This window comes from Pseudomonas sp. P97.38, from assembly GCF_001269745.1.
GTDB lineage: Bacteria > Pseudomonadota > Gammaproteobacteria > Pseudomonadales > Pseudomonadaceae > Aquipseudomonas > Aquipseudomonas chlororaphis_E.
In genome coordinates this window covers 234,067-257,706 of the sequence record NZ_LHVJ01000017.1, presented here as the reverse complement: position 1 = coordinate 257,706, position 23,640 = coordinate 234,067, and the positions used below count along the sequence as shown (strand labels likewise).

27 protein-coding genes are annotated in these 23,640 nt (G+C 61.1%); 25 read left to right on the top strand and 2 right to left on the bottom strand.

The features are described 5' to 3' along the window. The first annotated feature begins 19 nt into the window (after positions 1 to 19). Both AD664_RS15080 and rpoS read left to right on the top strand, forming a co-directional pair. On the top strand, positions 20 to 865 hold the full coding sequence (locus AD664_RS15080) for a peptidoglycan DD-metalloendopeptidase family protein (RefSeq protein WP_053147604.1): 846 nt from the start codon (positions 20 to 22) through the stop codon (positions 863 to 865). 106 nt (positions 866 to 971) lie between these two features. Further along, a complete protein-coding gene (rpoS, locus tag AD664_RS15075) occupies positions 972 to 1,979 on the top strand; it encodes an RNA polymerase sigma factor RpoS (RefSeq protein ID WP_003198289.1) in 1,008 nt (335 codons plus the stop codon). Positions 1,980 to 2,525: 546 nt separating this feature from the next. Here rpoS and fdxA read toward each other — a convergent pair. Continuing rightward, complete coding sequence (gene fdxA, locus AD664_RS15070) at positions 2,526 to 2,849, bottom strand: ferredoxin FdxA (RefSeq protein ID WP_042729839.1); 324 nt, start codon at positions 2,847 to 2,849, stop codon at positions 2,526 to 2,528. Positions 2,850 to 2,992: 143 nt separating this feature from the next. Then, positions 2,993 to 5,560 carry a DNA mismatch repair protein MutS gene (gene mutS / locus AD664_RS15065; RefSeq protein WP_172679728.1) on the bottom strand — a complete coding sequence of 856 codons (2,568 nt, stop codon included), beginning with the start codon at positions 5,558 to 5,560 and terminating at the stop codon, positions 2,993 to 2,995. A gap of 410 nt (positions 5,561 to 5,970) precedes the next feature. Here mutS and AD664_RS15060 point away from each other — a divergent pair, with 410 nt between their 5' ends. From AD664_RS15060 to recX, 23 genes are all read left to right on the top strand, one after another. After that, positions 5,971 to 6,705 carry an XRE family transcriptional regulator gene (locus AD664_RS15060; protein WP_053147625.1) on the top strand — a complete coding sequence of 245 codons (735 nt, stop codon included), beginning with the start codon at positions 5,971 to 5,973 and terminating at the stop codon, positions 6,703 to 6,705. A 515-nt stretch (positions 6,706 to 7,220) separates the two neighbouring features. After that, entirely contained in the window at positions 7,221 to 7,643 is a 423-nt protein-coding gene (locus AD664_RS15055) for a tail fiber assembly protein (RefSeq protein ID WP_053147600.1), read from the top strand. An 88-nt stretch (positions 7,644 to 7,731) separates the two neighbouring features. Further along, on the top strand, positions 7,732 to 8,082 hold the full coding sequence (locus tag AD664_RS15050; protein ID WP_053147598.1) for a phage holin family protein: 351 nt from the start codon (positions 7,732 to 7,734) through the stop codon (positions 8,080 to 8,082). Between the two features lie 68 nt (positions 8,083 to 8,150). Continuing rightward, on the top strand, positions 8,151 to 8,669 hold the full coding sequence (locus AD664_RS15045; protein WP_053147596.1) for a hypothetical protein: 519 nt from the start codon (positions 8,151 to 8,153) through the stop codon (positions 8,667 to 8,669). Positions 8,670 to 8,672: 3 nt separating this feature from the next. Beyond that, positions 8,673 to 9,284: a phage baseplate assembly protein V gene (locus tag AD664_RS15040; protein WP_053147593.1), complete on the top strand. Its 612-nt coding sequence runs from the start codon at positions 8,673 to 8,675 to the stop codon at positions 9,282 to 9,284. Between the two features lie 10 nt (positions 9,285 to 9,294). Continuing rightward, complete coding sequence (locus AD664_RS15035; RefSeq protein WP_053147591.1) at positions 9,295 to 9,627, top strand: phage baseplate protein; 333 nt, start codon at positions 9,295 to 9,297, stop codon at positions 9,625 to 9,627. Next, complete coding sequence (locus tag AD664_RS15030; protein ID WP_053147589.1) at positions 9,624 to 10,619, top strand: baseplate J/gp47 family protein; 996 nt, start codon at positions 9,624 to 9,626, stop codon at positions 10,617 to 10,619. The genes AD664_RS15035 and AD664_RS15030 overlap by 4 nt, the downstream gene beginning before the upstream one ends. Next, positions 10,616 to 11,251, top strand: coding sequence for a phage tail protein I (locus tag AD664_RS15025; RefSeq protein ID WP_053147587.1), 636 nt, complete (start codon positions 10,616 to 10,618; stop codon positions 11,249 to 11,251). Before AD664_RS15030 ends, AD664_RS15025 begins: the two co-directional genes overlap by 4 nt. Next, positions 11,251 to 13,194: a phage tail protein gene (locus tag AD664_RS15020; RefSeq protein WP_053147585.1), complete on the top strand. Its 1,944-nt coding sequence runs from the start codon at positions 11,251 to 11,253 to the stop codon at positions 13,192 to 13,194. Before AD664_RS15025 ends, AD664_RS15020 begins: the two co-directional genes overlap by 1 nt. Before the next feature lie 12 nt (positions 13,195 to 13,206). Beyond that, positions 13,207 to 13,626, top strand: a complete 420-nt coding sequence (locus AD664_RS15015; protein ID WP_053147583.1) for a hypothetical protein — start codon at positions 13,207 to 13,209, stop codon at positions 13,624 to 13,626. Between the two features lie 88 nt (positions 13,627 to 13,714). Then, positions 13,715 to 13,924, top strand: a complete 210-nt coding sequence (locus AD664_RS15010; RefSeq protein WP_053147580.1) for a hypothetical protein — start codon at positions 13,715 to 13,717, stop codon at positions 13,922 to 13,924. 2 nt (positions 13,925 to 13,926) lie between these two features. Then, positions 13,927 to 15,093, top strand: coding sequence for a phage tail protein (locus tag AD664_RS15005; RefSeq protein WP_053147578.1), 1,167 nt, complete (start codon positions 13,927 to 13,929; stop codon positions 15,091 to 15,093). Continuing rightward, positions 15,093 to 15,599, top strand: a complete 507-nt coding sequence (locus AD664_RS15000; protein ID WP_053147576.1) for a phage major tail tube protein — start codon at positions 15,093 to 15,095, stop codon at positions 15,597 to 15,599. The genes AD664_RS15005 and AD664_RS15000 overlap by 1 nt, the downstream gene beginning before the upstream one ends. 210 nt (positions 15,600 to 15,809) lie before the next feature. Then, on the top strand, positions 15,810 to 16,388 hold the full coding sequence (locus AD664_RS14995; RefSeq protein ID WP_053147574.1) for a phage tail assembly protein: 579 nt from the start codon (positions 15,810 to 15,812) through the stop codon (positions 16,386 to 16,388). A 128-nt stretch (positions 16,389 to 16,516) separates the two neighbouring features. Next, the gene (locus AD664_RS14990; protein WP_053147572.1) at positions 16,517 to 18,697 is read left to right on the top strand and encodes a phage tail tape measure protein; all 2,181 of its coding nucleotides are present in this window, start codon (positions 16,517 to 16,519) and stop codon (positions 18,695 to 18,697) included. Further along, complete coding sequence (locus AD664_RS14985) at positions 18,697 to 19,080, top strand: phage tail protein (RefSeq protein WP_053147570.1); 384 nt, start codon at positions 18,697 to 18,699, stop codon at positions 19,078 to 19,080. Before AD664_RS14990 ends, AD664_RS14985 begins: the two co-directional genes overlap by 1 nt. Further along, a complete protein-coding gene (locus tag AD664_RS14980; protein ID WP_053147568.1) occupies positions 19,073 to 19,285 on the top strand; it encodes a tail protein X in 213 nt (70 codons plus the stop codon). The genes AD664_RS14985 and AD664_RS14980 overlap by 8 nt, the downstream gene beginning before the upstream one ends. Before the next feature lie 9 nt (positions 19,286 to 19,294). Continuing rightward, a complete protein-coding gene (locus tag AD664_RS14975) occupies positions 19,295 to 20,311 on the top strand; it encodes a contractile injection system protein, VgrG/Pvc8 family (protein WP_053147566.1) in 1,017 nt (338 codons plus the stop codon). A gap of 48 nt (positions 20,312 to 20,359) precedes the next feature. Beyond that, positions 20,360 to 20,905 (top strand): glycoside hydrolase family 19 protein, encoded by a 546-nt coding sequence (locus tag AD664_RS14970; protein ID WP_053147624.1) that lies wholly within the window; start codon positions 20,360 to 20,362, stop codon positions 20,903 to 20,905. Between the two features lie 32 nt (positions 20,906 to 20,937). Beyond that, entirely contained in the window at positions 20,938 to 21,417 is a 480-nt protein-coding gene (locus AD664_RS14965; RefSeq protein WP_256207104.1) for a lysis system i-spanin subunit Rz, read from the top strand. Between the two features lie 71 nt (positions 21,418 to 21,488). After that, complete coding sequence (locus tag AD664_RS14960; protein WP_053147563.1) at positions 21,489 to 21,989, top strand: CinA family protein; 501 nt, start codon at positions 21,489 to 21,491, stop codon at positions 21,987 to 21,989. A gap of 83 nt (positions 21,990 to 22,072) precedes the next feature. Continuing rightward, positions 22,073 to 23,125 (top strand): recombinase RecA, encoded by a 1,053-nt coding sequence (recA, locus tag AD664_RS14955; RefSeq protein ID WP_053147562.1) that lies wholly within the window; start codon positions 22,073 to 22,075, stop codon positions 23,123 to 23,125. An 8-nt stretch (positions 23,126 to 23,133) separates the two neighbouring features. Continuing rightward, the gene (recX, locus tag AD664_RS14950) at positions 23,134 to 23,601 is read left to right on the top strand and encodes a recombination regulator RecX (RefSeq protein WP_053147560.1); all 468 of its coding nucleotides are present in this window, start codon (positions 23,134 to 23,136) and stop codon (positions 23,599 to 23,601) included. Positions 23,602 to 23,640: the final 39 nt, after the last annotated feature.

The following is a 23,640-nucleotide window of genomic DNA, read 5'->3' as shown; positions in this document are numbered from 1 at the left end:
ACCACAAAGGGAGCGGCGGGTGAGTCTCACAGTCATTGCGCAGCGTATGGGTATCACGAGCTTTCAGCGCCTGGTGACTGGCCTTGTCTTGAGTGTTTTGCTGGTCGGTTGTTCCAGTACGCCGTCAGGCAACGTGCGAGTGGTCGATCGCAACAATGCAACGCCCCAGCGTCCTACCGTCACCACCGGCCAGTATGTAGTCCGTCGCGGCGATACGCTGTTTTCCATCGCTTTTCGCTATGGCTGGGACTACAAGGCCCTCGCGGCACGCAACAACATTCCTGCGCCTTATACGATTCACCCCGGTCAGACGATTCGCTTCGATGGACGCAGCGGTTCAACGCCAACCGCCGTCGTGACGCAGTCGGGATCGACGCCGTCGTCCTCGAGCAAAACCACGGTGATTCGCCGTCCGGCGGGCAGCGAAACGGCCACGGTACCGTCCGTCGCGAGCAAACCTGCACCCGCGCCAATGCCTCCCGCAGGCCCCGCCCCGACAGGCTGGGGGTGGCCTTCTAATGGCGTTCTTATTGGAAAATTCTCTTCAAACGGTAGTTTGAATAAAGGAATTGATATCGCCGGGGATTTGGGACAGCCTGTTTTAGCTGCGTCTGATGGCACGGTTGTGTACGCCGGGAGTGGTTTGAGGGGCTACGGCGAACTCGTCATCATCAAGCACAGCGATACCTACGTCAGTGCCTACGGTCACAACCGCAGGCTGTTGGTTCGGGAGGGGCAGCAGGTCAAGGTCGGGCAGACAATTGCCGAGATGGGATCGACGGGAACAGACCGGGTGAAACTGCATTTTGAGATTCGCCGACAAGGTAAGCCAGTCGATCCGCTGCAATTCCTGCCACGTCGTTGATGTGCTTGTCAGCCTGTTCCGTCACGTAGAGGGAACAGGCTCCAGCGTTGCCAAGGATAAAGGCGTCGCTTGAGCTTGAGGTCGAACTCACCAAAGGACTATAACAATGGCTCTCAGTAAAGAAGTGCCGGAGTTTGACATCGACGATGAGGTGCTCCTGATGGAGACCGGCATCGCTATGGATTCGATGTCGAATGATGAAGGGGCGACTCCACCTTCCGTTCGTGCCAAATCCAAACACTCCGCTTCGCTTAAACAACATAAGTACATTGATTACACCCGGGCGCTGGACGCCACTCAGCTGTACCTCAACGAAATCGGTTTCTCGCCACTGCTCTCCCCCGAGGAAGAAGTTCATTTTGCGCGTCTGTCGCAAAGTGGCGACCCGGCCGGTCGAAAACGCATGATTGAAAGCAACCTGCGCCTGGTGGTGAAAATCGCCCGACGCTATGTCAATCGTGGGCTTTCCCTGCTGGACCTGATCGAGGAGGGCAACCTGGGTCTGATTCGCGCTGTCGAGAAGTTCGACCCCGAGCGGGGCTTCCGGTTCTCGACCTACGCGACCTGGTGGATCCGCCAGACCATCGAACGGGCGATCATGAATCAGACCCGGACCATCCGGTTGCCGATTCATGTGGTCAAGGAGCTGAACGTCTATCTGCGGGCCGCCCGCGAGCTGACGCAAAAGCTCGACCATGAACCCTCACCCGAAGAAATCGCCAACCTGCTGGAAAAACCGGTGGGTGAGGTCAAGCGCATGCTGGGGCTCAACGAGCGGGTGTCCTCGGTGGACGTCTCGTTGGGGCCGGACTCGGATAAAACCCTGCTCGACACCCTCACCGATGATCGCCCCACCGACCCGTGCGAGTTGCTTCAGGACGACGACCTGTCGCAAAGCATCGACCAGTGGCTGTCCGAACTGACAGACAAGCAGCGCGAAGTGGTGATTCGCCGCTTCGGCCTGCGTGGCCACGAAAGCAGCACCCTTGAAGATGTCGGCCTGGAGATTGGGTTGACCCGTGAACGGGTTCGGCAGATCCAGGTGGAGGGTCTCAAGCGCCTGCGGGAGATCCTGGAAAAGAACGGCCTGTCGAGCGAGTCGCTGTTCCAGTAGCAGTTGCTCCACCCCGTGCATCGCAACGAATGAAAAAGGGCGCCAAACGGCGCCCTTTTTCAGTTTGTAGAGCCCAGATCTGTTCCCCTCCCAAGGCTGGCAAGTTATCCGTCGCGAGGGAGCTTGCCCCGTGCAGGTCCGTTCTTTCTCCATTTTCCGGTTCAGTTTGTAAGCCTTTGCCTACTCTTGCGTAAGCGTTCGGTTCGCGACCGTATCGACGCAAAACCATTTTTGCTGTTGGATTTTTTTATTCCATTGATTTGCATGGGATTTTTCATTTGTGAATAGCCCGTGACAACCCTTTGGACCGGCATTGGGCGAATTGCACTTGTTCGGGAAAAAACTAATATCAGTCCTGTGTCGACGGACAGACACACCCGCCAAGGATGACGGGAATGGAAGGACATCGCAGGACGCGATTCATCAGGACGATGAAAAGGATTAAAGGGATTAGGGAAAAAATGTGGGCGGGTCAAACCGCCCCTTTTTTTTGCCTGGAGAAAAGCAAAAAGGCCCGCAAGGGGCCTTTTCAATACAGCAGGGCGATCAGCGTTCGAGGTCGGCGATCTTGCCTGGCTTGCCATCCCACTCTTCAGCGTCTGGCAGCGCGTCTTTCTTCTCGGTGATGTTCGGCCAGATGTCCGCCAGCTCGGCGTTCAGCTCGATGAAGTTTTCCTGGCCAGCCGGCACTTCGTCTTCCGAGAAAATGGCGTTCGCCGGGCATTCCGGTTCACACAGGGCGCAGTCGATGCACTCGTCCGGGTGAATCACCAGGAAATTCGGGCCTTCGTAGAAGCAGTCCACCGGACAGACTTCTACGCAATCGGTGTATTTGCACTTGATGCAGTTGTCGGTGACGACGAAGGTCATTTCTAATTTTCTCCTCAGGCGCGGCGTGCTGCGCCCCTTCACGGTTAGGGGCGCCGGGTTCGGGAGCGATAGTCTGCGAACCAGGCTAATAGTTCGCAGCATCCCAAACCGCGCGAGATTCTAACAGCTTGAGCGCCTGTGCGTTAGATCCGTGTCTTCAATGTGTAGAGTAAATCCAATGCCCGCCGTGGGGTCAGGTCGTCCAGGTCGAGTTTGGCCAGTTCGTCGAGGACCGGATGGGGCAGGCTGGCGAACAGGTCGCTTTGCTGTGGCGCAGCCGGTTTGCCCTTGGCAGGACGTGGCGCTTCGTGCGGCAGGCTGGTGGTTTCCAGGCGGCTCAGGTGCTCGCGGGCCCGGGTGATCACCTCGGTTGGCACCCCGGCCAGTTGTGCCACGGCCAGGCCATAGCTCTGGCTGGCCGGGCCGGGCAGTACGTGGTGCAGGAACACGATGCGCTCGTTGTGCTCGGTGGCGTTGAGGTGGACGTTGGCGACCAGCGGCTGGCTTTCCGGGAGCACGGTGAGTTCGAAGTAGTGGGTGGCGAACAGCGTGTAGGCCCGCAAGTGGGCCAGGCGCTCGGCGGCCGCCCAGGCCAGGGACAGGCCGTCGAACGTACTGGTGCCGCGTCCGACTTCGTCCATGAGCACCAGGCTGCGCTCGGTGGCGTTGTGCAGGATGTTCGCGGTTTCGCTCATTTCCACCATGAAGGTCGAACGCCCGCCGGCCAGGTCGTCGCTGGAACCGATCCGGGTGAAGATCCGGTCAACCAGAGACAGCTCGCAACTGGCCGCCGGGACGAAGCTGCCGATGTGGGCCAGCAGCACAATCAACGCGGTTTGCCGCATGTAGGTGGACTTACCACCCATGTTCGGTCCGGTGATCACCAACATGCGGGTGTTGTCGTCCAGGCTCAGGTCGTTGGCCACGAACGGCGTCGTCAACACTTGCTCCACCACTGGGTGGCGACCCTGGCTGATACGCATGCACGGTTCGCTGACGAACCGTGGGCAGTTGAGGTCCAGGTTCAGCGCGCGCTCGGCCAGGTTGCTCAGCACGTCCAATTCCGCCAGCGCGGCGGCGGTGTCCTGCAGCGGCGGCAGTTGGCTGATCAAGTCTTCGAGCAGCGCGTCGTAGAGCATCTTTTCCCGGGCCAGGGCACGGCTCTTGGCCGACAGTGCCTTGTCTTCGAACGCCTTGAGTTCCGGGGTGATGAAGCGCTCGGCACCCTTGAGCGTCTGACGGCGGATGTAGTCGGCCGGGGCCTGCTCGGCCTGTTTGCTCGGCAACTCGATGAAGTAACCGTGGATGCGGTTGTAGCCCACCTTCAGGTTGGCCAGGCCGGTGCGGGCCTTTTCCCGGGCTTCGAGGTCGATCAGGAACTGACCGGCGTTCTCGCTCAATGACTGCAATTCGTCGAGTTCGGCGTCGTAGCCGGTTTTCAGCACGCCGCCGTCGCGAATCACCGCCGGCGGGTTGTCGATAATGGCTTTTTCCAGCAGCGCGGCCAGTTCCGGGTACGTGCTGGTGGTGCGTGCCAGTTGTTGCAGGTGCGGCGCGTCGAGGTCGGTCATCGCCCGCTGGAGTTCGGGGAGCGCGCCGAGGGCATCCCGCAGGCGCGCCAGGTCCCGTGGCCGGGCGTTACGCAGGCCGATCCGTGCGAGGATCCGCTCGATGTCACCGATTTCCTTGAGCTGCGGTTGCAGTTGCTCGAAGCGATAACGGTCCAGCAGGCAGGTAATGGACGATTGGCGCGCCAACAGCACGGTCAGGTCACGCAGCGGACGGTTCAACCAGCGGGTCAGCAATCGGCTGCCCATGGCGGTCTGGCAACGGTCGACCACCGATTGCAGGGTGTTGTCACGGCCGCCGGCCAGGTTGGTGTCCAGTTCCAGGTTGCGGCGGCTGGCGCCATCCAGCACCACCGTGTCATCCAGGCGCTCGTGACGCAGGCTGCGCAAATGGGGCAGGGCGGTGCGCTGGGTTTCCTTGGCGTAGGCCAGCAGGCAGCCGGCGGCGCCGATGGCCAGGGTCAGGTTCTCGCACCCGAAGCCCTTGAGGTCCTGGGTGGAAAACTGCTGGCAAAGACTTTTCAACGCCGAGTCGCGCTCGAAATCCCACGGCGCCCGACGCCGCACGCCACGGCGTTTTTCCGCGGGCAGGTCCTTGGGCCAGTCATCCGGGATCAGCAACTCCACCGGGTTGACGCGCTCCAGCTCGGCCAGCAGGTTTTCCCAGCCCTTGATCTCCAGCACCGAGAAATTGCCGCTGGTGATGTCCAGCACCGCCAGGCCGAACAGGCGCTCGTCCCCCAGCACCGCACCGATCAGGTTGTCGCGACGCTCATCCAGCAACGCCTCGTCGCTGACTGTCCCGGGCGTGATGATGCGCACCACCTGGCGCTCCACCGGCCCTTTGCTGGTGGCCGGATCGCCGACCTGCTCGCAGATCACCACCGACTCGCCAAGCTTGACCAGCTTCGCCAGGTAGCCTTCCGCCGCGTGGTAAGGAATCCCACACATCGGAATCGCCATGCCCGCCGATTGCCCACGCGCCGTCAGGGTGATGTCCAACAGCTTGGCGGCCTTCTTCGCATCCTCGTAAAAGATCTCGTAGAAGTCGCCCATGCGGTAGAACATCAGCTGATCGGGGTGCTGATTCTTCAGGCGCCAGTATTGCTGCATCATTGGCGTGTGGGAGGACAGGTCGTTCACGGCTGTATTCATCGGTGTCAGGCAAGCTCGTTGAAAGGTGTGGGGCAAAAGGAGGGGCATCGGCCCGGCTTTTCCGCGATGGGCGCAAGGTTAACATGGGCGCTCTGGTGGGACCCAGCGTTTGGGATTGGGGGCATATCCGTTGCTGCGGTAACGGCTACTTAGGGTTCCGCCCTTACGGCGGCTTACTTTCGAAGAGCCGGGCGTAGCCTTTTCCTAAGGGTATGTAGGGCGATTCCGTGGCGAGGGAGCTTGCTCCCGCTTGAGTGCGAAGCGCTCACAAAAGGGGGGCTGCTTCGCAACCCAGCGGGAGCAAGCTCCCTCGCCACAATGAATGCAAAGGCTGCAATTTGCATATTTATGCAAAACAGCATTTGTTTTCTGCAAAAAGAACAAGCACTATGCGCGTTATGCAAAAACGCAACGTTTCGACCGTATTAAGAGCACTGCTCGACCAGCACGGGATCTCCCCCACGGAGCTTCACCGGCGTACCGGCGTGCCCCAGTCCACCCTCTCGCGGATCCTCAGCGGCAAGATCGTCGATCCTTCGGATAAACACATCTCGAAGATCGCCGAGTACTTCGCCGTGAGCACCGACCAGTTGCGCGGGCGCGCGGACGTGGCCGCTGCCGGCGGCAGTCGTCGCGACGAATCCCATGCCGAGCTCAAGGACATAAGCCTGTGGGACGACGAGACCCCCGTCGAGGAAGACGAGGTGTCGGTCCCTTTTCTGCGTGAGGTTGAATTGGCTGCTGGATCAGGAAGATTCGTCATTGAAGAGAGCGAGCGCTCAAGCCTGCGCTTCGGCAAGCGCAGCCTGCGCCATAACGGCGTGCAGTTCGACCAGGCCAAATGCGTGACGGTACGCGGCAACAGTATGTTGCCGGTGCTGCGCGACGGCGCCACGGTCGGGGTGAATGTGGCTCGATGCAGCATCGGCGACATCGTCGACGGCGACCTCTACGCCATCAATCACAATGGCCAACTGCGGGTCAAACAGCTTTATCGACTGCCCACCGGTATCCGCTTGCGCAGCTTCAATCGCGATGAACATCCGGATGAGGACTACAGCTTCCAGGACATGCAGGAAGAGCAGATCGTCATCCTTGGCCATGTCTTCTGGTGGGGCATGTACGCCCGCTAACCCTTCCCCTGTCAGATAAAAACCCGCCGTTGTGCGGGTTTTTTTTCGCTCCCGAAAGCCCTCTGAGCCCCGCATTCACGGGCGTTCGATGCGTTTATGCATTTGTTGTGCATAAATAAATGCATCAATGCATTGACCGTATATGCATACATGCATATTCTGTGTCCAAGCCGCTCGACAAAGCGGCTGGCGACAACCGCTCTTTAGTTTCACCAAACAGGCAGCGATGAACCGGCCTCAACGGTTCAGAGGGTTGGCAACTGACCCGGGTGTGCAGCGTAAAGCACCAGAAGCAGTTATCCGGCGGGCAGGGGCCGCGGTCGGAGGAACAATTTGAATGGATCCGTACCGCGCCAGTCGCGCCGAAAGATCAACTTCCTTCAGGCCATCGGCCAGGGAAGGTGAAGGACCGCATTACTGAAAAGCCCGGTTCACCCCGGGCTTTTTGGAATGCCTACCTGAAGTAGGCAGATCGAAGAGTGCCGGAGTGCCGGCACAGAAATAAGGATATAAGCATGAAAAAATACGCACGTGTCGTGAACGGTAAAGTCGACAACGTCTACGAAACCGTCAACCCGATCTCTGAAGAATTCCCAACCGAACAACTCTGGGTTGATGTTACCGGCAGGAGCCGCTCTGAGGTCGATTACGACTACAGCGCCTTCAATACTGATGGGGTCTGGTCGTTTAGCCCCGAGTTCCCTTGGCAGCCGCAGACTGAGCTTGGCGAGCGTATGCAGTTGGAAAAAAGCCGGCGGCTCGATGCTGTCATGGCCCAGGTGGCGTCTTCGGGATTGCAGTTCAAAGTCGATCTGGGCGTGGCTACCGCTGCCGAGCAGGCTTATTTGATTGCCTTCAAGGATTACTGCATCGCTTTCACCCAAGTCAACAAACAACCCGGTTTTCCGCTGGGTATTGTTTGGCCAGAGTTGCCCTAAACGGAGTGTCTTTGAAAGCCCGGTCCAGTGCCGGGCTTTTTTGCACTGCCTTCCTACATATTTCATCCATCCCCCCAGGAGGCATGACATGACAAACGAGCAACAAGCGTTGCTGGACATGCCGATCTGGCTGGTCATCGTGCTCGCCCTGGTGGGCGGGGTGTCCGGCGAGATGTGGCGCGCCGACAAGGAGGGCGCCCGTGGCTGGTCGCTGTTGCGCCGCGTGGCCCTGCGCTCCGGCGCCTGCGTGGTGTGCGGCGTCTCGGCGACGATGCTGCTGTATGCCCTGGGCATGTCCATCTGGAGTGCCTGTGCCTTTGGCTGCCTGACCGCCATGGCCGGGGCCGACGTGGCCATTGGTCTCTATGAGCGCTGGGTGGCCAAGCGCATTGGGGTGGCCGGGCCTGCCGACCGCGACTCTCACCCCGATCAGCCGTAGACAAACCTACCTGCACCGCCCCTGCAAGGCATTGCAACCAAGCGGCGTGCATTGAACGGAAACCCGTCATGTCCACCCTTTCTATCCACAAGCCTTCGCAGTTCTGCACTGCGATGGGCGATGCGCTACGCGCTGCTTTCCCCGAGTTGAACGTTGGCAGTCGCCAGGACGTGACTGCCGTTGGCGGCGAGGCCTGGGTGTTGATTGCGATTGACGGCGACTCCGCCGGCATCCTGGCAGCCAACGGTCGCAGGGCTCATGCCCTGTCGGTGTCCCTGCAATGCCTGTTGCCGGGGCGGCTGGACTTCGACGCCTGCGATCTGGCCGCGGCCTTGATGGACGTCATCGCGGATAACCGCTGGGGTATCTCGGGGGCTCAGTGCGACGTGCCCACGACCCTCGTGGCGCAACCCTCGAGCTGGGCGTTCGCCGAACAAACCTACAACACTTGGGCCGTTTCCTTCGTCCAGACGCTCTATTTCGGTCAACCCATGCTGGAGGATCCGACAGGTATCCCGCTGTTTGCCCGCACCTGGGAAGTCTCTGACATCGACGACCCGGACCAATACACCGCTCTCGAGGACTGACCCATGCTTGATGCGTTTCTACGTATGCACCTGGCGCCGCTCATCGAGCGCCTGGCCAAGATGGAAACCGAACTCGAAGACCTGCATCGTCGGGCCGACAGTGTCTGTCGGATTGGCGTATGCCAGGAGGTCGACGCGGCCAGCAACACTTGCCGGGTCAGTCACGGTGACTTGCTGACGCCGGCGATCCGCTTTTTCAACCCGAGCGCCGGCGCCCAGAGCGAGTCGCGGATTCCTTCCGTGGGCGAGCAGTGCCTGTTGCTCAACCATGGCGGCGGCGAGAGCGGCGGGCAATCGGTGGCGCTGTTCGGCCTCAACGGTGGTCAGTTTCCGCCCGTCTCGACCCAAGCCTCGCTGACCCGTCGTCTCTATCAGGACGGTACGGAAAACGGCTACGACCATAGCGCCCATATCCTGCACTGGAAGAACGGTCCGGCTGCGTTCAGCGGTGCCCGTGAATCCCTTGAACTGAGCATCGGCCCGTCAAGGTTGACGATGACCGCTGATGCCATCGAGTTGCGAATGGGTGCCGTCGGCCTGCGGCTCGATGCATCCGGAGTGCATTTCAGCGGCCCGCTGGTGGATCACCAAGGGCGCGTTATCAGTCCCTCATAAGAGGTTTCCCATGATTGGAATCGATCGAACGACCGGGGCGACAGTCGACGACTGGCCGCAGTTCGTGCAGCGCGCCACCCGTGCCCTGACCACGCCCTTGGGCACTCGGCAGAAACGTCCGTTGTATGGCTGTGCACTCACGCAACTGCTGGGGCAGACCCTTGGCGATGATCTGCTGATCCTTGCCCAGAGCCATGCGGCCCAAGCCTTCTATAACCCCCACAACGGTATCGGCGATTTCGAACCACAGGTCATTGTCGCCAGTCGCCAGGGCGCCGGCCTGTTGCTGCGTTTCGCCGGTACCTGGAAAAACCGCAGGCAGACTTTCGAGGTAGTGACATGAGCATGTTGATCCCCGGCCAGAACCAGTTGGCCGAACCGGCCATTGTCACCGTCGAGGCGTTCGAGGACCTGCTGGCGGAGTTCAAGACGTTCGTCGTCGAGTACGTCGCCGTACGTTCTCCCGAGAGTGGCGCCAAGCTGGTCGAGAGTCTCGAAAATGAAAGTGAACTGCTGACGCTGGCCCTTGAGGCGTTCTGTGTGCGGCTGCAAACCCACGAGCGAAAATACAACGCCCGCATCAAGCAGATGCTGGCGTGGTGGGCCACCGGCAGCAACCTTGATGCTCGTCTCGCCGACATGGGGCTGGAGCGCCAGCTGCTTGACCCCGGCGACCCAGCGGCTTTCCCGCCGATTGCCCCGATCTACGAGAGCGATGATGACGCGCGGTTGCGTTATTACCTGGCGCCCCATGCGCCGGCGGCGGGCTCCCGGATGCAGTATCGACGAGAGATTTTCACCCTTGGCGAGCGGCCGATGGTGCAGGTGGAAAACGCCTCCGCGGGTGTGCTGACGGTCACATACACCTTCAATCCGGACGGCTACGCGGCGCAGGTCAAGGATGGCAACGCACGCCGCACGGCCCCCGGAGAAGTCACGGTCACGGTGTTGGCCCGCGAGGGTGATGGCACACCGTCCGAAGCCTTGCTGGCGGGCGTTCGCCAGCACTTCGCCCGGCCGGACGTGCGGCCGGAAACGGACCGGGTCATCGTGCAGGCCGCGCAAATCAAGAACTACAAGATCCGCGTCGTGGCAAAGATCAATGCCGGCCCGGATTCAGGATTGACCCAGGTCGCCGCCGTGCAGCAGTTGCAGGCGTATGCCGAGGCTTGTCATCGCCTGGAAGGTCGGGTGGACCCGAGCTGGATCGACTACACGCTGCACAGCGCCGGTGCGATCCAGCTTGAAATCCTCGAGCCGCTCGCGCCGATCGTGACGACGGCGTTCCAGGCCCCTTATTGCACGGGCGTCGAAGTGCAGGTGCATACATTATGAGTGACGACACTTCTCGTACAGGTTTGCTGCCGGCCAACAGTTCAGCATTGGAAAGGGCGCTTGACCGGGGGTTCGCCCGGCTGCTCGAACGTATCGACCCGCCGTTTCCAGAGCTGATGAACCCGCAGGCGACTCCCGTGGCGTTCTTGCCGTATCTCGCGGCGGATCGTGGTGTTCGCGAATGGAGCACCGAGGCGCCCGAGGTCGAGAAGCGCCTGACGGTCGAGCTGGCCTGGCCTACCACGCGGCAGGCGGGGACGCGAAAGGCCCTGGAGAATGCTGCCAAGGGCTTGCAGCTGATGCCCGAGGTGCGCGCCTGGCATGAGCAAACGCCGCCGGGCCCACCCTACAGTTTTTCTGTCAGGGCCTACACCGACCAGCCCTATAGCGAAGAAATCGACGCCCGTCTGGATCGTCGATTGGCCGATGCCAAAAGCGAGCGCGACACCATGACGGTCTCCGTCGGCTTGCGTGCGTTCGGCCGTCATGTCATCGCGGCCGCCACGCTCTGCGGCGAACTGACTACGGTGTACCCGATTGTCATCGAGGGGCTTGAAGCCTCGGGCCAGGCCTTTAGGGCCGCCGGGCTCTATAGCGTTGAAACATCCACTATTTATCCCCAGGGGGCCTAATGGCTGACTATTACACCCTGCTCACCGACGCAGGCATCGCCTACGAAACCGCCTGCAAGGCTGCGGGCCTGCCGATCAAGCTGTCGCAACTGTCCGTTGGTGACGGTGGCGGTGCGGTCTATAACCCGGCGGCCACCGCCACTGCACTCAAGCGCGAAGTGTGGCGGGGCCCGCTCAATGCGCTGTTCCAGGACGAGAAGAACCCCAGCTGGCTGCTGGCCGAAGTGACCATCCCACCCGAGGTGGGAGGCTGGTATGTCCGTGAGGCCGGGATCTGGACCGACAGCGGGATTCTGTACGCGATTGTCAAATACCCGGAATCGTTCAAGCCGGTATTGGCGACTTCCGGCTCTGGAAAAGAGTTCTACATCCGCTCGATTTTCGAGACCAGCAATGCCGAGCTGGTGACATTGCTGATCGACGATACGGTCGTCAAGGCGACCCGTGCCTGGGTGGCAGGTTACGTCGCCGACGAGCTTGCCAAGCTCGACAGGAAGCAGTCGGTGCGGGTAGCGACGAGCGCCAACATTGTGCTGAGCGGTGCGCAAGCTATCGATGGAATTGCCGTGGTCGCTGGCGACCGGGTGCTGGTTAAATCCCAGGCCTTGGCGAAAGACAACGGCATTTACGTTGTTGCGAACAGCGCCTGGGCACGTGCAAAGGATGCCGACGCGAATGGCGAAGTCACCTCGGGGTTGATTGTCTCGGTCGAAGAGGGGGCGATGCTGGCCAACACGATTTGGCAGTTGATCACCGACGGTGTGATTGCACTGGGAAGCACGGCACTGACGTTCCAGAACGTGACGCAAGGGTTTGCGCCGCTCAATGCGCCAGCGCTGATCAACCCCACGGCGACCACACCGCCGCTCTTCGATAACACGAAGGCGGTGGCAACGACTGAGTATGTCATGCGCGCCGCTGGCAACTATCGCGGTTTTACGAGTTTGACCACGACCACCACGTTGACCGCGTCGGCTGTTGGTACGCTGGTTACAACCATCGGAGCCTTCACCATCACGTTGCCAGCGGTCAGTGCCCTGCCGGCAGGGGGCACGATTCATTTCCGGAACATCGGCAGCAGCATTGTCTCCGTTGTGTGCGCAGGGGCTGACAACATCAACTCGGGTGCCGGTCAGATTACGAGCATTGACCTGCAAGTGGGTGCGACCCTGGAGTTGACCGGCAATGGTGCGGGTGCCTGGTGGGCAGCCGGGTCGGCGCAGTTGCAATACTCCAGAGTCTTTGGGGCGGCCGCAGCGCAATTTGACAGTAGTAAGTTGCTGGCAACTACCGAGTTCGCAAAGCGGATGGGGGTGGAGTGGTCCAACTTCAACTCAGTCGGTACCAGCACGGTATTGGGGTATGGAAGCATAGGCGGGGTCGTCAGTGCGGCCTCTGCGACGGCACTGAATATTACCTTGCCACCTACCGGGCAAGTACCAGTTGGCGCCGTGATCATGGTACTGAGCGCGGGGGCCGGTGCCGTGACGTTGCTGACCTCAGGAGGCGATATCCTGACAAGTACAAGCGGCATCACGGTGCCTATTGTGCTGGGCCAGGGTGATTCTGCGCTGTTTACTAGAGTGTCCGGGGAGTGGCGTCTGGTCGGCGGAACGGTGGCGGCTCGATATTCAGCCATGTTCGCCGGGGTTTTTGGAAACTCCGCTCATCAAGTTTTACCCAGCGGTTGGACATTCAAGATTGGACATGCTTCAACGGATGTCGCCTCCGGTACTGTGCCAGTCACCTTTCCTGTCGCATTCCCCACGGCCTGCATGTATGTGGGGGCGATGTACGCAGGCGGTAGTTCGGCGACGAATCCATCCGTTTGTCAGTCCGGCATACCGACTCGTACTGGTTTTACGGGTTATATAACCAACGTGGTGGGCAACAATGCTGCGGTAACTGTCGGCGGTTACAACTGGCTGGCCATCGGCTATTGAGGGTAACTATCTATGTTTGCTAAGTGGATTGAGGAAGATGGTCGATTTGCATTCGAGCTGATCGATAACGGGGGCATTGAGATTTCGGATGAAGATCATGCAGCGCTCTTTGAGCCTCGGTTGGAGGCTAAAATCATCGGTAGGGGAAGCGATGGCCGTCCTCAGCTGCAAGATCCGCCACCCCCCATGGCCGCCCAACTGGCGCTCATTGAGCGCACCTGGCGAAACAGGCAACTCTTATTGACTGATGGCGCTGTAGCGCGTCATCGGGATGAGCTTGAGGATGGCGTAGAAACCACGCTTTCATCCGATCAATACATCGAACTGCAAACCTACCGTCGCGCCCTGCGCAACTGGCCGGCGACCGGCGAGTTTCCGCAGACCGACCATCGACCAGCAGCGCCGGATTGGCTGCCAGAGCAACCCCATTAAACGCCCCGCACCGACGGGGCGTTTTCTTATCCGTCAAAAAACGTAGAGCCCCTTTCCCAGGGGCTTTTTTACATCTGGAGAACCGCAAATGGCACCACGCCAAACCTACACCGTACTCCTGCCATTCCCCATCGGGGGTGGCCATTGGTCGAGCGTCGGCCAGGAACTCGACCTGCTCGACGTGGAGGCCAGTGCGTTGCGCAGCGCTGGTCGCCTGGCGCTGAAAAACACCGAGGCCGCGAACGTGGCCTCTTCCTCCCAACCGGCCAAAAAGGCCGCTGCCAAGAAGGCTGAATAACCATGGCTGAGGTTTTGAACTTCGAGCACAACGGCATTACCGTCAATGCCACTGAATCTCCCGAGGCCATGGGTGGCCTGGGCGACAACGTCATCGGGCTGGTCGGCACCGCGCCGAATGCCAACCCGCTGATCCCGAAAAACACCCCGTTCCGTATCAACAGCTTCACCACCCAGGCCCAGCTGGACCCGACCGGTGTCGAGGCGGGCACGTTGTTCCAGGCGGTCTACCAGATCCTCAAAGTGGTCAAGGTGCCGGTCTACGTGGTCATCGTGGAAGAGGGCGCGACCCCGGCCGATACGCAGAACAACGTCATCGGCGGTATCGAGGCGCAGACCGGTCGCAAACTCGGCCTGGCTGCGTTGAGCGGGGTGGCCGAGGACCTGACCATCATCGGTGCCCCGGGCTTTACTGCCAGCAAGGCGGTGGCGAGCGAATTCGCTTCGTTCGGCAAGCGCATCAAGGCGCGGGTGGTGCTCGATGGCAAGGACGCATCGGTCGCCGACCAGGTGACCTACAGCCAGGAGCTGGGCGGCGCGGAGCTGGGCTTCGACCGTTGCCTGGTGGTGCACAACATGCCGGCGGTGTACTCCAAGGCCGCGAAGAAGAACGTCTTCCTGGCCCCTTCGAGCCTGGCCATCGCCGCGCTCGCGAAGGTCAAGCAATGGGAGAGCCCAGGCAACCAGGTGACCTACGCCGAAGACGTTTCGCGCACTGTGGAATACAACATCCTCGACACCTCCACCGAAGGCGACCTGCTCAACCGCTACGGCGTCAGCTACTACGCCCGGACCATCCTCGGTGGTTTCTCGCTGCTGGGTAACCGCTCCATCACTGGCAAGTTCATCAGCTACGTCGGCCTGGAAGATGCCATCAGCCGCAAGCTGGTCAAGGCCGGCCAGAAGGCCATGGCGAAGAATTTGACCAAGTCCTTCATGGACCAGGAGGTCAAGCGCATCAACGACTGGCTGCAAACCCTGGTGGCCGACGAAACCATCCCGGGCGGCAGCGTGTACCTGCATCCGGAATTGAACAGCGTCGAGAAGTACAAGAACGGCACCTGGTACGTGGTGATCGACTACGGCCGCTACGCGCCAAACGAACACATGATTTATCAACTCAATGCCCGTGATGAAATCATCGAGCAGTTCCTGGAGGACGTTCTCTAATGTTTACCAACCGCGTAAGACAGGCCATTGCGGCCACCCTGCAAGGCCTGCCGTTGTCGGCGACCGTGGAAGAGTTCACCCCGCCGAAGATCGAGTTCGACATGGAAGCCATGGCCGGCGGCCGCTTTATCGCCGAAGAAATGGCCAAGAGCGGCAAGGTCCTCGGTGCCTCGCTGATCCTGCAAGGTGCCGGGCCGCAAGTCATGCTCTCCCTGGGTGTGCAATTGGGCGACGACATCCTGCTGAACGTGCGTGAAGCGGGGCAAGACCAGGATGGCAATACCTGGTTCACCTATCACACCGTCGGCGGCAAGCTCAAATCCCTGAGCGAGGCGAAGTTGAAGATGGGTGATAAACCCACGACGACCCTGGAACTGTCCTGCCGCACCTACAACCGCCTGGAAAACGGCGTCCCGGTGATCGACATCGACGTGCGCACCCAGAAGTTCGTGCTCAACGGCGTCGACATCCTCGGTGATGCCCGCCGCGCGGTGTTGTTGCCTTAATCACCGCAGCATTCGCAATGACAGTCAGTTAAACGCAGTCCCTGTGGGAGCGGGCTTGCTCGCGAACGCGCCAGCACATCCAACATTAAAGTTGCCTGACCCACCGCTTTCGCGAGCAAGCCCGCTCCCACAGAGGAATTCGGTTCGCCAGAGACTTGCGATAACTGCCCCGTGTTGCGCCTTCCCAGTATTCACCAAGGAACTGATTCCATGTCCTGGACGCCTCCCGTTCACGTCTTGCTGTCGCCGATCACCGGTGACGACGAGACACTGATCGAGCAAATCCCCCTCAAACCGCTGTACTACGCTGCGCAAAAAGACGCCCTGGCCCGCGCTGGCGATGACGAAGACGACCAGTTCTTCGAGTTGGCCAAACTGGCCACCGGCCTGTCGGTCAAGGAACTCGACCAGCTCAAGCGTCCGGACTACGTGAGCATCGCGCAGTACGTCCATGAGATGTCGACCCGCCCGGCATCGCACTTTCTCGACCTGGCCGAGGGGCGCGCCCCAGTCGACCCCGACCAGGTGCAACTGCTGCAGCCGCTCGACGTGGCGGGGCGCAGCGTGACCTCGCTGACCCTGGAAATGCCGGTGCTGCGGGCCACCAAGGCGATGAAAAAACTGAAGACGGCCAAGGAACGCGCCGAGTTCATCACCGCCCATTGCACCGGCCTGATGATCCCCGACCTGGGCCTGCTGACCGTGCCTGACTGGACCCAGCTTCAGGTGCGCATCGACGATTTTTTAAACAAACCGGCGGACTTCTTTCGGAGCGCGACATCGAAGTGATCCTCGATGTGGTGCCGCTCATTTACTCGGTAAGTGAGGCGGAAATCCTGGAGTGGGACGCCGGCAAGGCATTGCGCCGTTACGACATTGCGATCACTCGCCTTGGCGTGAAACAGGAGTAGAGCGGGATGGCGGACGATAGATATTCGCTCAAGTACGCGGCTTTCGATGAGCGTGGGTTGGCGTTTGGCAACACCGGCCTGACCATGGCCGTCACGAGCGGCGTGCCCGCACCGGATTCGGCGGGACGGCTGTCCGCGCTCGATCTGGCGCTGGAGCGCGTCGGGCTCAAGCTCGGCCTGCTGACGACGGCCATTGAGTCATTGACCTTGAAGCTGTCGTCGCAACGACTGCTCACCCAGGCAGTAACGGCCGGTGCCAAGGGTGAACCGGCCAATGAGAAAAAAGAGACGGGCAGCCTCGAGCCGCCGGACCTGCTCAAACCGGCGATGGCCATGGATCTGGCTTTGGCCGACCTGAAACAGGCAGGCAAATTCACCCCAGGCCAGGCCCGGGAGATGGCCCAGGGTACCCAGCAGATTGCCAGCGCGCCGTTGGTTGCGGCCGGGGCGACCAAGACGGTCGATCTGGTAAAAATTGAAACCCTGGCTGCCCAGGCCGGCGTCGGCAGTCAGTTGCCCAATGCCTCGGATCGGCAGTTTGAATTGCTGCGCTTTGCCAGCGACGCTGGTGTGGTCTCGTCGGCGTTCAGGGTGCCGGCCATGGAGGTCGCCGAGATGATGCTCGGCTGGCGCACCACCCTGGCGCTCAACGGTGCCCAGGCCTTCGACCTGGCAGACGCCATCAACCACCTGGGCAAATTGCCCGGAGGGGCCAAACCGGCCGAGATCGGCGCCGTTCTGCAACGTGACGATGCGGCGGCTGCGACGGCGGCCGGTTTGTCCCCCGCCCAGGCCGCGGCATTGACGGCTGCGCTACTGAGAACCGGTACGCGAGCGGATGACGCCGCAGGAGCGCTGGGGAGCTTCACCCTAGCCCTGAGCAAGGGCGAGCAGGCCTCCGCGACCGAGCAAGCGGCCTGGAAGCAACTGGGGCTGGATCCCAAAGAGGTGGCGAGCGGCTTGCGTGACAAGGACGCTGCGCCGGGGACAGTGATGTCGGTGCTGGCGGCCTTGGACGCGCAGCCGGCCGAAAAACGCTCGACCCTGGCCTCTTCGCTGTTTGGAGCTGGGGATGCAGCGGTGCTGCGCATGTCGCAGAAACTCGACGATGTGAACACCGCATTTTGGCAGGTGAAGGATCCAGGCCAATACGCTACTTCACAGTTGGGCAACAACGGCTCGGTGCGGCAGGACGCATTGGCACTGTCGAACACCCGGCAGGGCCAACTCAACGTCCTCAACGCCCGCAGCGAGCGTTTGTCGGTGGCCACGGGGAATGCCTTGATGCCCTCGGCGGATACCGCCTTCCAGTGGCTGGGGTCGTTGGCCGATGGCATGAGTGAGTTGGCTGAGTCCTCACCTAAAGCCGCTGCGGCCATTGTGTTGATTGGCGCAGCGATCAAACCGCTGCTGGGCGTGCTGCTCAAAGCCGTAGGGGATGAGATGTCCAATCAGGTGGCCAAGTGGGTGTTGGGGCGGGCCGCTCCGCACCTTCCCGGCCGATTGGGGGAAGTGATCTCCGAAGATTTCAGAAATCCTCGTGGGGACAAGCTGGATGCACGCAATGCCAGCCAGCGTCCCGAATCCACGAGCAGGACGAAAATACGCGTCAGTACACGAGGCTCACTGGGAGGCGCAGGGCGTTTTTCACTCGGACCAACGGCCTCATTACGCTCGATGACCCGCAGGGCGCCCGGCCCATTAAAAGTAGTCGGTGCCGTCGCTGACGTGGCCGAGGGTGTACTTACCGGCGACAAACGAATGATGGGCGCAGGCCTGGGCGCTGCGGGTGGCGGCTGGGCAGGCGCTGCTGCGGGGTCTGCGGCCGGTGCCGCTTTGGGCAGTGTCGTTCCGGTCATCGGCACTGCCATTGGTGGTCTGGTGGGCGGATTGCTGGGCGGCTGGCTGGGGAGCGATGCCGGCGCGACCCTGGGTGAAAAACTCGTCGCCCCCACCGACAGACTCGCCGCTCCAGAGCAGATTAGCAAAGACTTGACCAGCTCCCAGGCAACCACACAACAGAACACCCTGACTGCAAACATCTACATCAACGGCCAGGACCAGGCCAGCGCCAGCCAGTTGGCCAATCTGGTCGTACAGCAGATCACGGCCCAATTCGGACTTACCACAATGCCCAACTCACTGGCCATGCGCAGTGACGCGGCCCTGACTGACGGAGTGACGTGATGCGTCAGCAAATGGCACTTGGCAGTTTCATTTTTGGCCTGTCGAGGAATTTTGCGTACCACAGCCTGGTACGCAGCTCGGACGGCGGCTGGAAGACCATCGACATCCTCACCAGCAAACCCAAGTCGAGCCAGGTCGGACAGGGCCTGCAGGGCCTGACCATCACGGGCAAGTCGATGTACGCCACGGCGATGGACCGGCTCGATGAACTGCGCGCCTTGCAGGCGTTGCGTGTCCCGGTGCCGTTGGTTGACGGCATTGGCCGCAACTGGGGGCTGTGGCAGATCAACAAGATCACCGAGACCCAGACCGAGGTCATTGATGACGGCACCGCGATGGTGGTCGGCTGGGCGATTGAATTGACGGAGTTCGCCAATGCGTAGGGTTCGAAGTATCGCCGGTGATTCGGTGAATCTGTTGCTGTATCGCGAGCTCGAGCGCTGTGACGATGCCGTCGAGCAAGCGCTGTGGACGCTCAACCCTGGGCTGGCGGAATGGGGCCCCGTACTGCCGGCGGGAGTATGGGTGGTCTTGCCTGAAGTGGACTTGAAGCCCGTGGCGCCCGCACCGGTATCGGCTTGGGATTAAGGAGGCAACATGTCACTGGGTTTCACACCAGCAGTGGAAATCTATGGAGCGAACGCGGTACTGCTCAACGAGCGATTGTTCAGCTGGACGCATGTCGACGCCGCGGGGATCGAGTCGGATCAGTTGACCCTCATCATCAGCCTGGAAGGACTCGAAGGGCTGCCCAGCCTGGGCGGAAAAATCGGTCTGCGGGTGGGTTACCTGGAGTCCGGCCTGGTGGACAAGGGCGAGTTCGTCATCACCCGACTCACGCCGACGCTGTTCCCCCTGCGTTTGACCGTGGTGGCCATGGCGGCGCCATTCAGTGCGGCGGATCAGAGTGGATTCAAGCAGCGCCGGTCCGTCAGCCATGGCCCGACGACATTGGGCGCGCTGTTTCGTGAGCTGACCTCCAGACACGGTTTTTCGCCGCGTGTGGCGCCGGACCTGTCACTGATAAAAATCGAGCACATCGACCAGTCCAACGAAACCGACATGGGGTTCCTGACACGCCTGGCTCACCGTTATGACGCCGTCGCCAAACCGATCAACGAGCTGTATGTGCTGGCTCGGCGCGGCCAGGCGAAATCGCTCTCGGGCAAGGTTCTGCCGCAGGTCCAACTGTCAGTGACGACGAACAATCGTCCTGGCGACCACGCCTTCATCTCCGCCATCCTGGATGACAATGCCCGGGCTAAATACGGAGGCTGCAAGACCCGTTGGTGGGACCCGGCGGCCGGCAAGGTGCAGGTGGAGGAAAGCGGCATCGCGCCGTTCAAGATCCTTCGCCAACACTTTCAGAGCGCAGAAGATGCCCGCGCCGCCGCTGAAGGCGAAGTACGCAGGCTGATGCGCGAAGCCCTCAAGGTGACCATCGAATGCCCAGGCCACCCGGGCCTATCCGCCGAAGGCATCGTCCTGCTGGACCCGACCTGGCCGGCCTTCATGCGCGGGCGCTGGTCGATCGACAAAGTCACTGCCACGGGCACCCGGGAAACAAGCTATCGCTGCAAGATCGAAGCAACCTGCCTCGACGCCAAGGCCTGACGGTTTGCCATGTGGGAGCGAGCCCTCAACCGCATCAAGGAGCACGCCGTGTCTATCTCTCAAGCGCAACTGCTGCGCATACTCCCGAACGCCGGCGCCAGCGCCGGCGTTTTTGCACCTGTCTTGAACACCGCCATGGGCCGCTACCAGATTATCGGTCGGAGTCGGGTCGCCGCATTCATCGCCCAGGTGGGTCATGAGTCCGGCCAACTGCGCTACGTGCGAGAGTTGGGTAACGAGATCTATCTGTCGAAGTATGATACCGGCCCGCTGGCCTTACGCCTGGGCAACACGCCGGCGGCCGATGGTGACGGTCAGCGGTACCGAGGCCGGGGTTTGATTCAGATTACCGGCCGAGCTAACTATCAGGCATGCGGTGAAGCCCTGGGATTGGATCTGATCAATGAGCCAATGTTGTTGGAGCTGCCGCAGTGGGCTGCTCAGTCGGCAGCTTGGTTCTGGTCGATCCATGGACTCAATGCCTTGGCTGACGCAGGGCAGTTCGACAGAATTACACGGCGGATCAACGGTGGTCAGAATGGTGCGGCTGATCGCTGGGTCCTCTATACGCGGGCGTTACAGGTGTTGTCATGAGCCCGGGCGTGCTGAGGTTCATCCCCTTTTTTATGCTGGCGCTGGTGTTGGCGGCGGTGGGCGTGACATGGAAAATCCAGGACTGGCGCTATGGCGGGGTTCTGGCAGACCAGGCCAGGTTGCAGGCCGATACCCTGAATCAATTGAACTTGGCCGCAGCTGCTTTGCAACAACATGAAACCGACAGACGCCAGGCCCTTGAGCAGCAACTGTCGGCCAGCGAACAAACCCACTACCGAGCCTTGAGCGATGCCCAACGTGACCAGGATCGCCTGCGCGATCGCCTTGCTACTGCCGATGTCCGGCTGTCAGTCCTCCTCGACGCCAGCGATGCCCCCGGCGGCTGTGCGCTGCCTGCCGCCGCCGGCGCCAGCGGCATGGATCATGGCGCCCCACGCGCCCGACTTGACCCGGCGCATGCTCAACGAATTATCGCCATCACCGATGCCGGCGACCGCGGATTGATCGCCCTGCAGGCTTGCCAGGCCTACGTCAGGGCCCTGGGTCGGTAATCCGGCGAGCCTTGCAAGCGTCGACCGCTCGTGTACGGTAGGCCTTCATCGCGTCGAATCTGGAGAGCACCGTGGACGACATTACCGAACTGGCCGCTGAATTGGGTCGGCGCTTGCAGTTGCTCAATGCCCATGTCACCACCGCCGAGTCCTGTACCGGGGGCGGGATTGCCGAGGCGATCACGCGGATCCCGGGGAGTTCGGCCTGGTTCGAGGCCGGTTACGTGACTTATTCCAATCGCCAGAAGACCCAGCAACTGAATGTGCCCAGCGGCTTGTTCGAGACGGTGGGGGCGGTCAGCCGCGAGGTGGTCGAGGCCATGGCCCAGGGCGCCCAGCAAAAAAGCCTGGCGCGGTTCGCCGTGGCGGTCAGCGGCGTGGCCGGGCCCGACGGGGGCTCGCCGCACAAACCGGTGGGCACCGTATGGCTGGCCTGGGGCGTTGGCGCGACGGTGACCAGTGAGCAGCGCTTTTTCCCGGGCAACCGGGATGAGGTCCGCCGACAAACGGTGAAGGCCGCGCTAGAGGGGCTGCTGCAGCATGCCTCGGTAGAAATCTCAAATCAGGGGTAGGCGATCTTCAATCCCTGTGGAATAATACTGGCTACTTATACAGGTGTTGGCCGCCAGGCCTTATTGATTACGTGAGGACTTTAATGGACGACAACAAGAAGAAAGCCTTGGCTGCGGCCTTGGGTCAGATCGAACGTCAATTCGGCAAGGGTGCCGTAATGCGTATGGGCGATCAAGACCGTCAGGCTATTCCTTCCATCTCCACCGGCTCCCTGGGCCTGGACATTGCGCTGGGCATCGGCGGCCTGCCAAAAGGCCGGATCGTTGAAATCTACGGCCCTGAGTCGTCCGGTAAAACCACGCTGACCCTGTCCGTGATCGCCCAGGCCCAGAAGGCCGGCGCGACCTGCGCCTTCGTCGACGCCGAACACGCCCTGGACCCGGAATACGCCGGCAAGCTGGGCGTCAACGTCGACGACCTGCTGGTTTCCCAGCCGGACACCGGCGAACAGGCCCTGGAAATCACCGACATGCTGGTGCGTTCCAACGCGGTTGACGTGATCATCGTCGACTCCGTGGCCGCCCTGGTGCCAAAAGCTGAAATCGAAGGTGAAATGGGCGACATGCACGTGGGCCTCCAGGCTCGCCTGATGTCCCAGGCCCTGCGCAAGATCACCGGTAACATCAAGAACGCCAACTGCCTGGTGATCTTCATCAACCAGATCCGCATGAAGATCGGCGTGATGTTCGGCAGCCCGGAAACCACGACCGGCGGTAACGCGCTGAAGTTCTACGCCTCGGTTCGCCTGGACATCCGTCGTACTGGCGCGGTGAAAGAAGGCGACGAAGTGGTCGGCAGCGAAACCCGCGTCAAGGTTGTGAAGAACAAGGTGGCTTCGCCGTTCCGTCAGGCCGAGTTCCAGATCCTCTACGGCAAGGGCATCTACCTCAATGGCGAAATGATCGACCTGGGTGTATTGCACGGTTTCGTCGAGAAGTCCGGCGCCTGGTATGCCTACAACGGCACCAAGATCGGTCAGGGCAAGGCCAACTCGGCCAAGTTCCTGGCGGACAACCCGGAAGTCGCTGCGGCCCTCGAGAAGCAACTGCGCGACAAGCTGCTGAGCCCGGTTGCCGACGTCAAGGCACTGGCCAGCCGCGAGACCGCTGACGACATGGCTGACGCTGACATCTGATCGATTCGATGACCGTCGTACTCGATACCCTCGTCGCGGTGCGGCGAACGGCGATGGATCTGCTTGCCAGGCGCGAGCACGGGCGGGTCGAGCTGACGCGCAAGCTGCGTCAGCGCGGTGCGCCCGATGAGTTGATCGACACGGCCCTCGACCGTTTGACCGAGGAAGGCCTGCTGTCGGAAGCCCGCTACCTTGAAAGCTTTGTCTCGTATCGCGCCCGCTCCGGTTACGGTCCGTTGCGAATTCGCGAAGAGTTGGGGCAACGAGGTTTGCAACGCGCGGATATCGAGCTCGCCCTGCGCGAAAGCGGTATCGATTGGCAAGAGCAATTGACGGACACCTGGCGCCGCAAGTTTTCCGGGCATTTGCCCGTCGATGCACGGGAACGCGCCAAGCAAGGGCGATTCCTGGCGTATCGGGGGTATTCCATGGAAATGATCAACCGTTTGTTCAGCGGTCGCGGTCTGGATGATTGAACAAAAAGGCCCGCTATTTCGATAGCGGGCCTTTTTTTA

Coding starts and splice junctions, on each gene's coding strand:
- rpoS (WP_003198289.1), top strand. CDS start 972: ATGGCTCTCAGTAAAGAAGTGCCGGAGTTTGACATCGACGATGAGGTG.
- fdxA (WP_042729839.1), bottom strand. CDS start 2,849: ATGACCTTCGTCGTCACCGACAACTGCATCAAGTGCAAATACACCGAT.
- AD664_RS15060 (WP_053147625.1), top strand. CDS start 5,971: ATGCAAAAACGCAACGTTTCGACCGTATTAAGAGCACTGCTCGACCAG.
- AD664_RS15055 (WP_053147600.1), top strand. CDS start 7,221: ATGAAAAAATACGCACGTGTCGTGAACGGTAAAGTCGACAACGTCTAC.
- AD664_RS15050 (WP_053147598.1), top strand. CDS start 7,732: ATGACAAACGAGCAACAAGCGTTGCTGGACATGCCGATCTGGCTGGTC.
- AD664_RS15045 (WP_053147596.1), top strand. CDS start 8,151: ATGTCCACCCTTTCTATCCACAAGCCTTCGCAGTTCTGCACTGCGATG.
- AD664_RS15040 (WP_053147593.1), top strand. CDS start 8,673: ATGCTTGATGCGTTTCTACGTATGCACCTGGCGCCGCTCATCGAGCGC.
- AD664_RS15035 (WP_053147591.1), top strand. CDS start 9,295: ATGATTGGAATCGATCGAACGACCGGGGCGACAGTCGACGACTGGCCG.
- AD664_RS15030 (WP_053147589.1), top strand. CDS start 9,624: ATGAGCATGTTGATCCCCGGCCAGAACCAGTTGGCCGAACCGGCCATT.
- AD664_RS15025 (WP_053147587.1), top strand. CDS start 10,616: ATGAGTGACGACACTTCTCGTACAGGTTTGCTGCCGGCCAACAGTTCA.
- AD664_RS15020 (WP_053147585.1), top strand. CDS start 11,251: ATGGCTGACTATTACACCCTGCTCACCGACGCAGGCATCGCCTACGAA.
- AD664_RS15015 (WP_053147583.1), top strand. CDS start 13,207: ATGTTTGCTAAGTGGATTGAGGAAGATGGTCGATTTGCATTCGAGCTG.
- AD664_RS15010 (WP_053147580.1), top strand. CDS start 13,715: ATGGCACCACGCCAAACCTACACCGTACTCCTGCCATTCCCCATCGGG.
- AD664_RS15005 (WP_053147578.1), top strand. CDS start 13,927: ATGGCTGAGGTTTTGAACTTCGAGCACAACGGCATTACCGTCAATGCC.
- AD664_RS15000 (WP_053147576.1), top strand. CDS start 15,093: ATGTTTACCAACCGCGTAAGACAGGCCATTGCGGCCACCCTGCAAGGC.
- AD664_RS14995 (WP_053147574.1), top strand. CDS start 15,810: ATGTCCTGGACGCCTCCCGTTCACGTCTTGCTGTCGCCGATCACCGGT.
- AD664_RS14990 (WP_053147572.1), top strand. CDS start 16,517: ATGGCGGACGATAGATATTCGCTCAAGTACGCGGCTTTCGATGAGCGT.
- AD664_RS14985 (WP_053147570.1), top strand. CDS start 18,697: ATGCGTCAGCAAATGGCACTTGGCAGTTTCATTTTTGGCCTGTCGAGG.
- AD664_RS14980 (WP_053147568.1), top strand. CDS start 19,073: ATGCGTAGGGTTCGAAGTATCGCCGGTGATTCGGTGAATCTGTTGCTG.
- AD664_RS14975 (WP_053147566.1), top strand. CDS start 19,295: ATGTCACTGGGTTTCACACCAGCAGTGGAAATCTATGGAGCGAACGCG.
- AD664_RS14965 (WP_256207104.1), top strand. CDS start 20,938: ATGCTGGCGCTGGTGTTGGCGGCGGTGGGCGTGACATGGAAAATCCAG.
- recA (WP_053147562.1), top strand. CDS start 22,073: ATGGACGACAACAAGAAGAAAGCCTTGGCTGCGGCCTTGGGTCAGATC.
- recX (WP_053147560.1), top strand. CDS start 23,134: ATGACCGTCGTACTCGATACCCTCGTCGCGGTGCGGCGAACGGCGATG.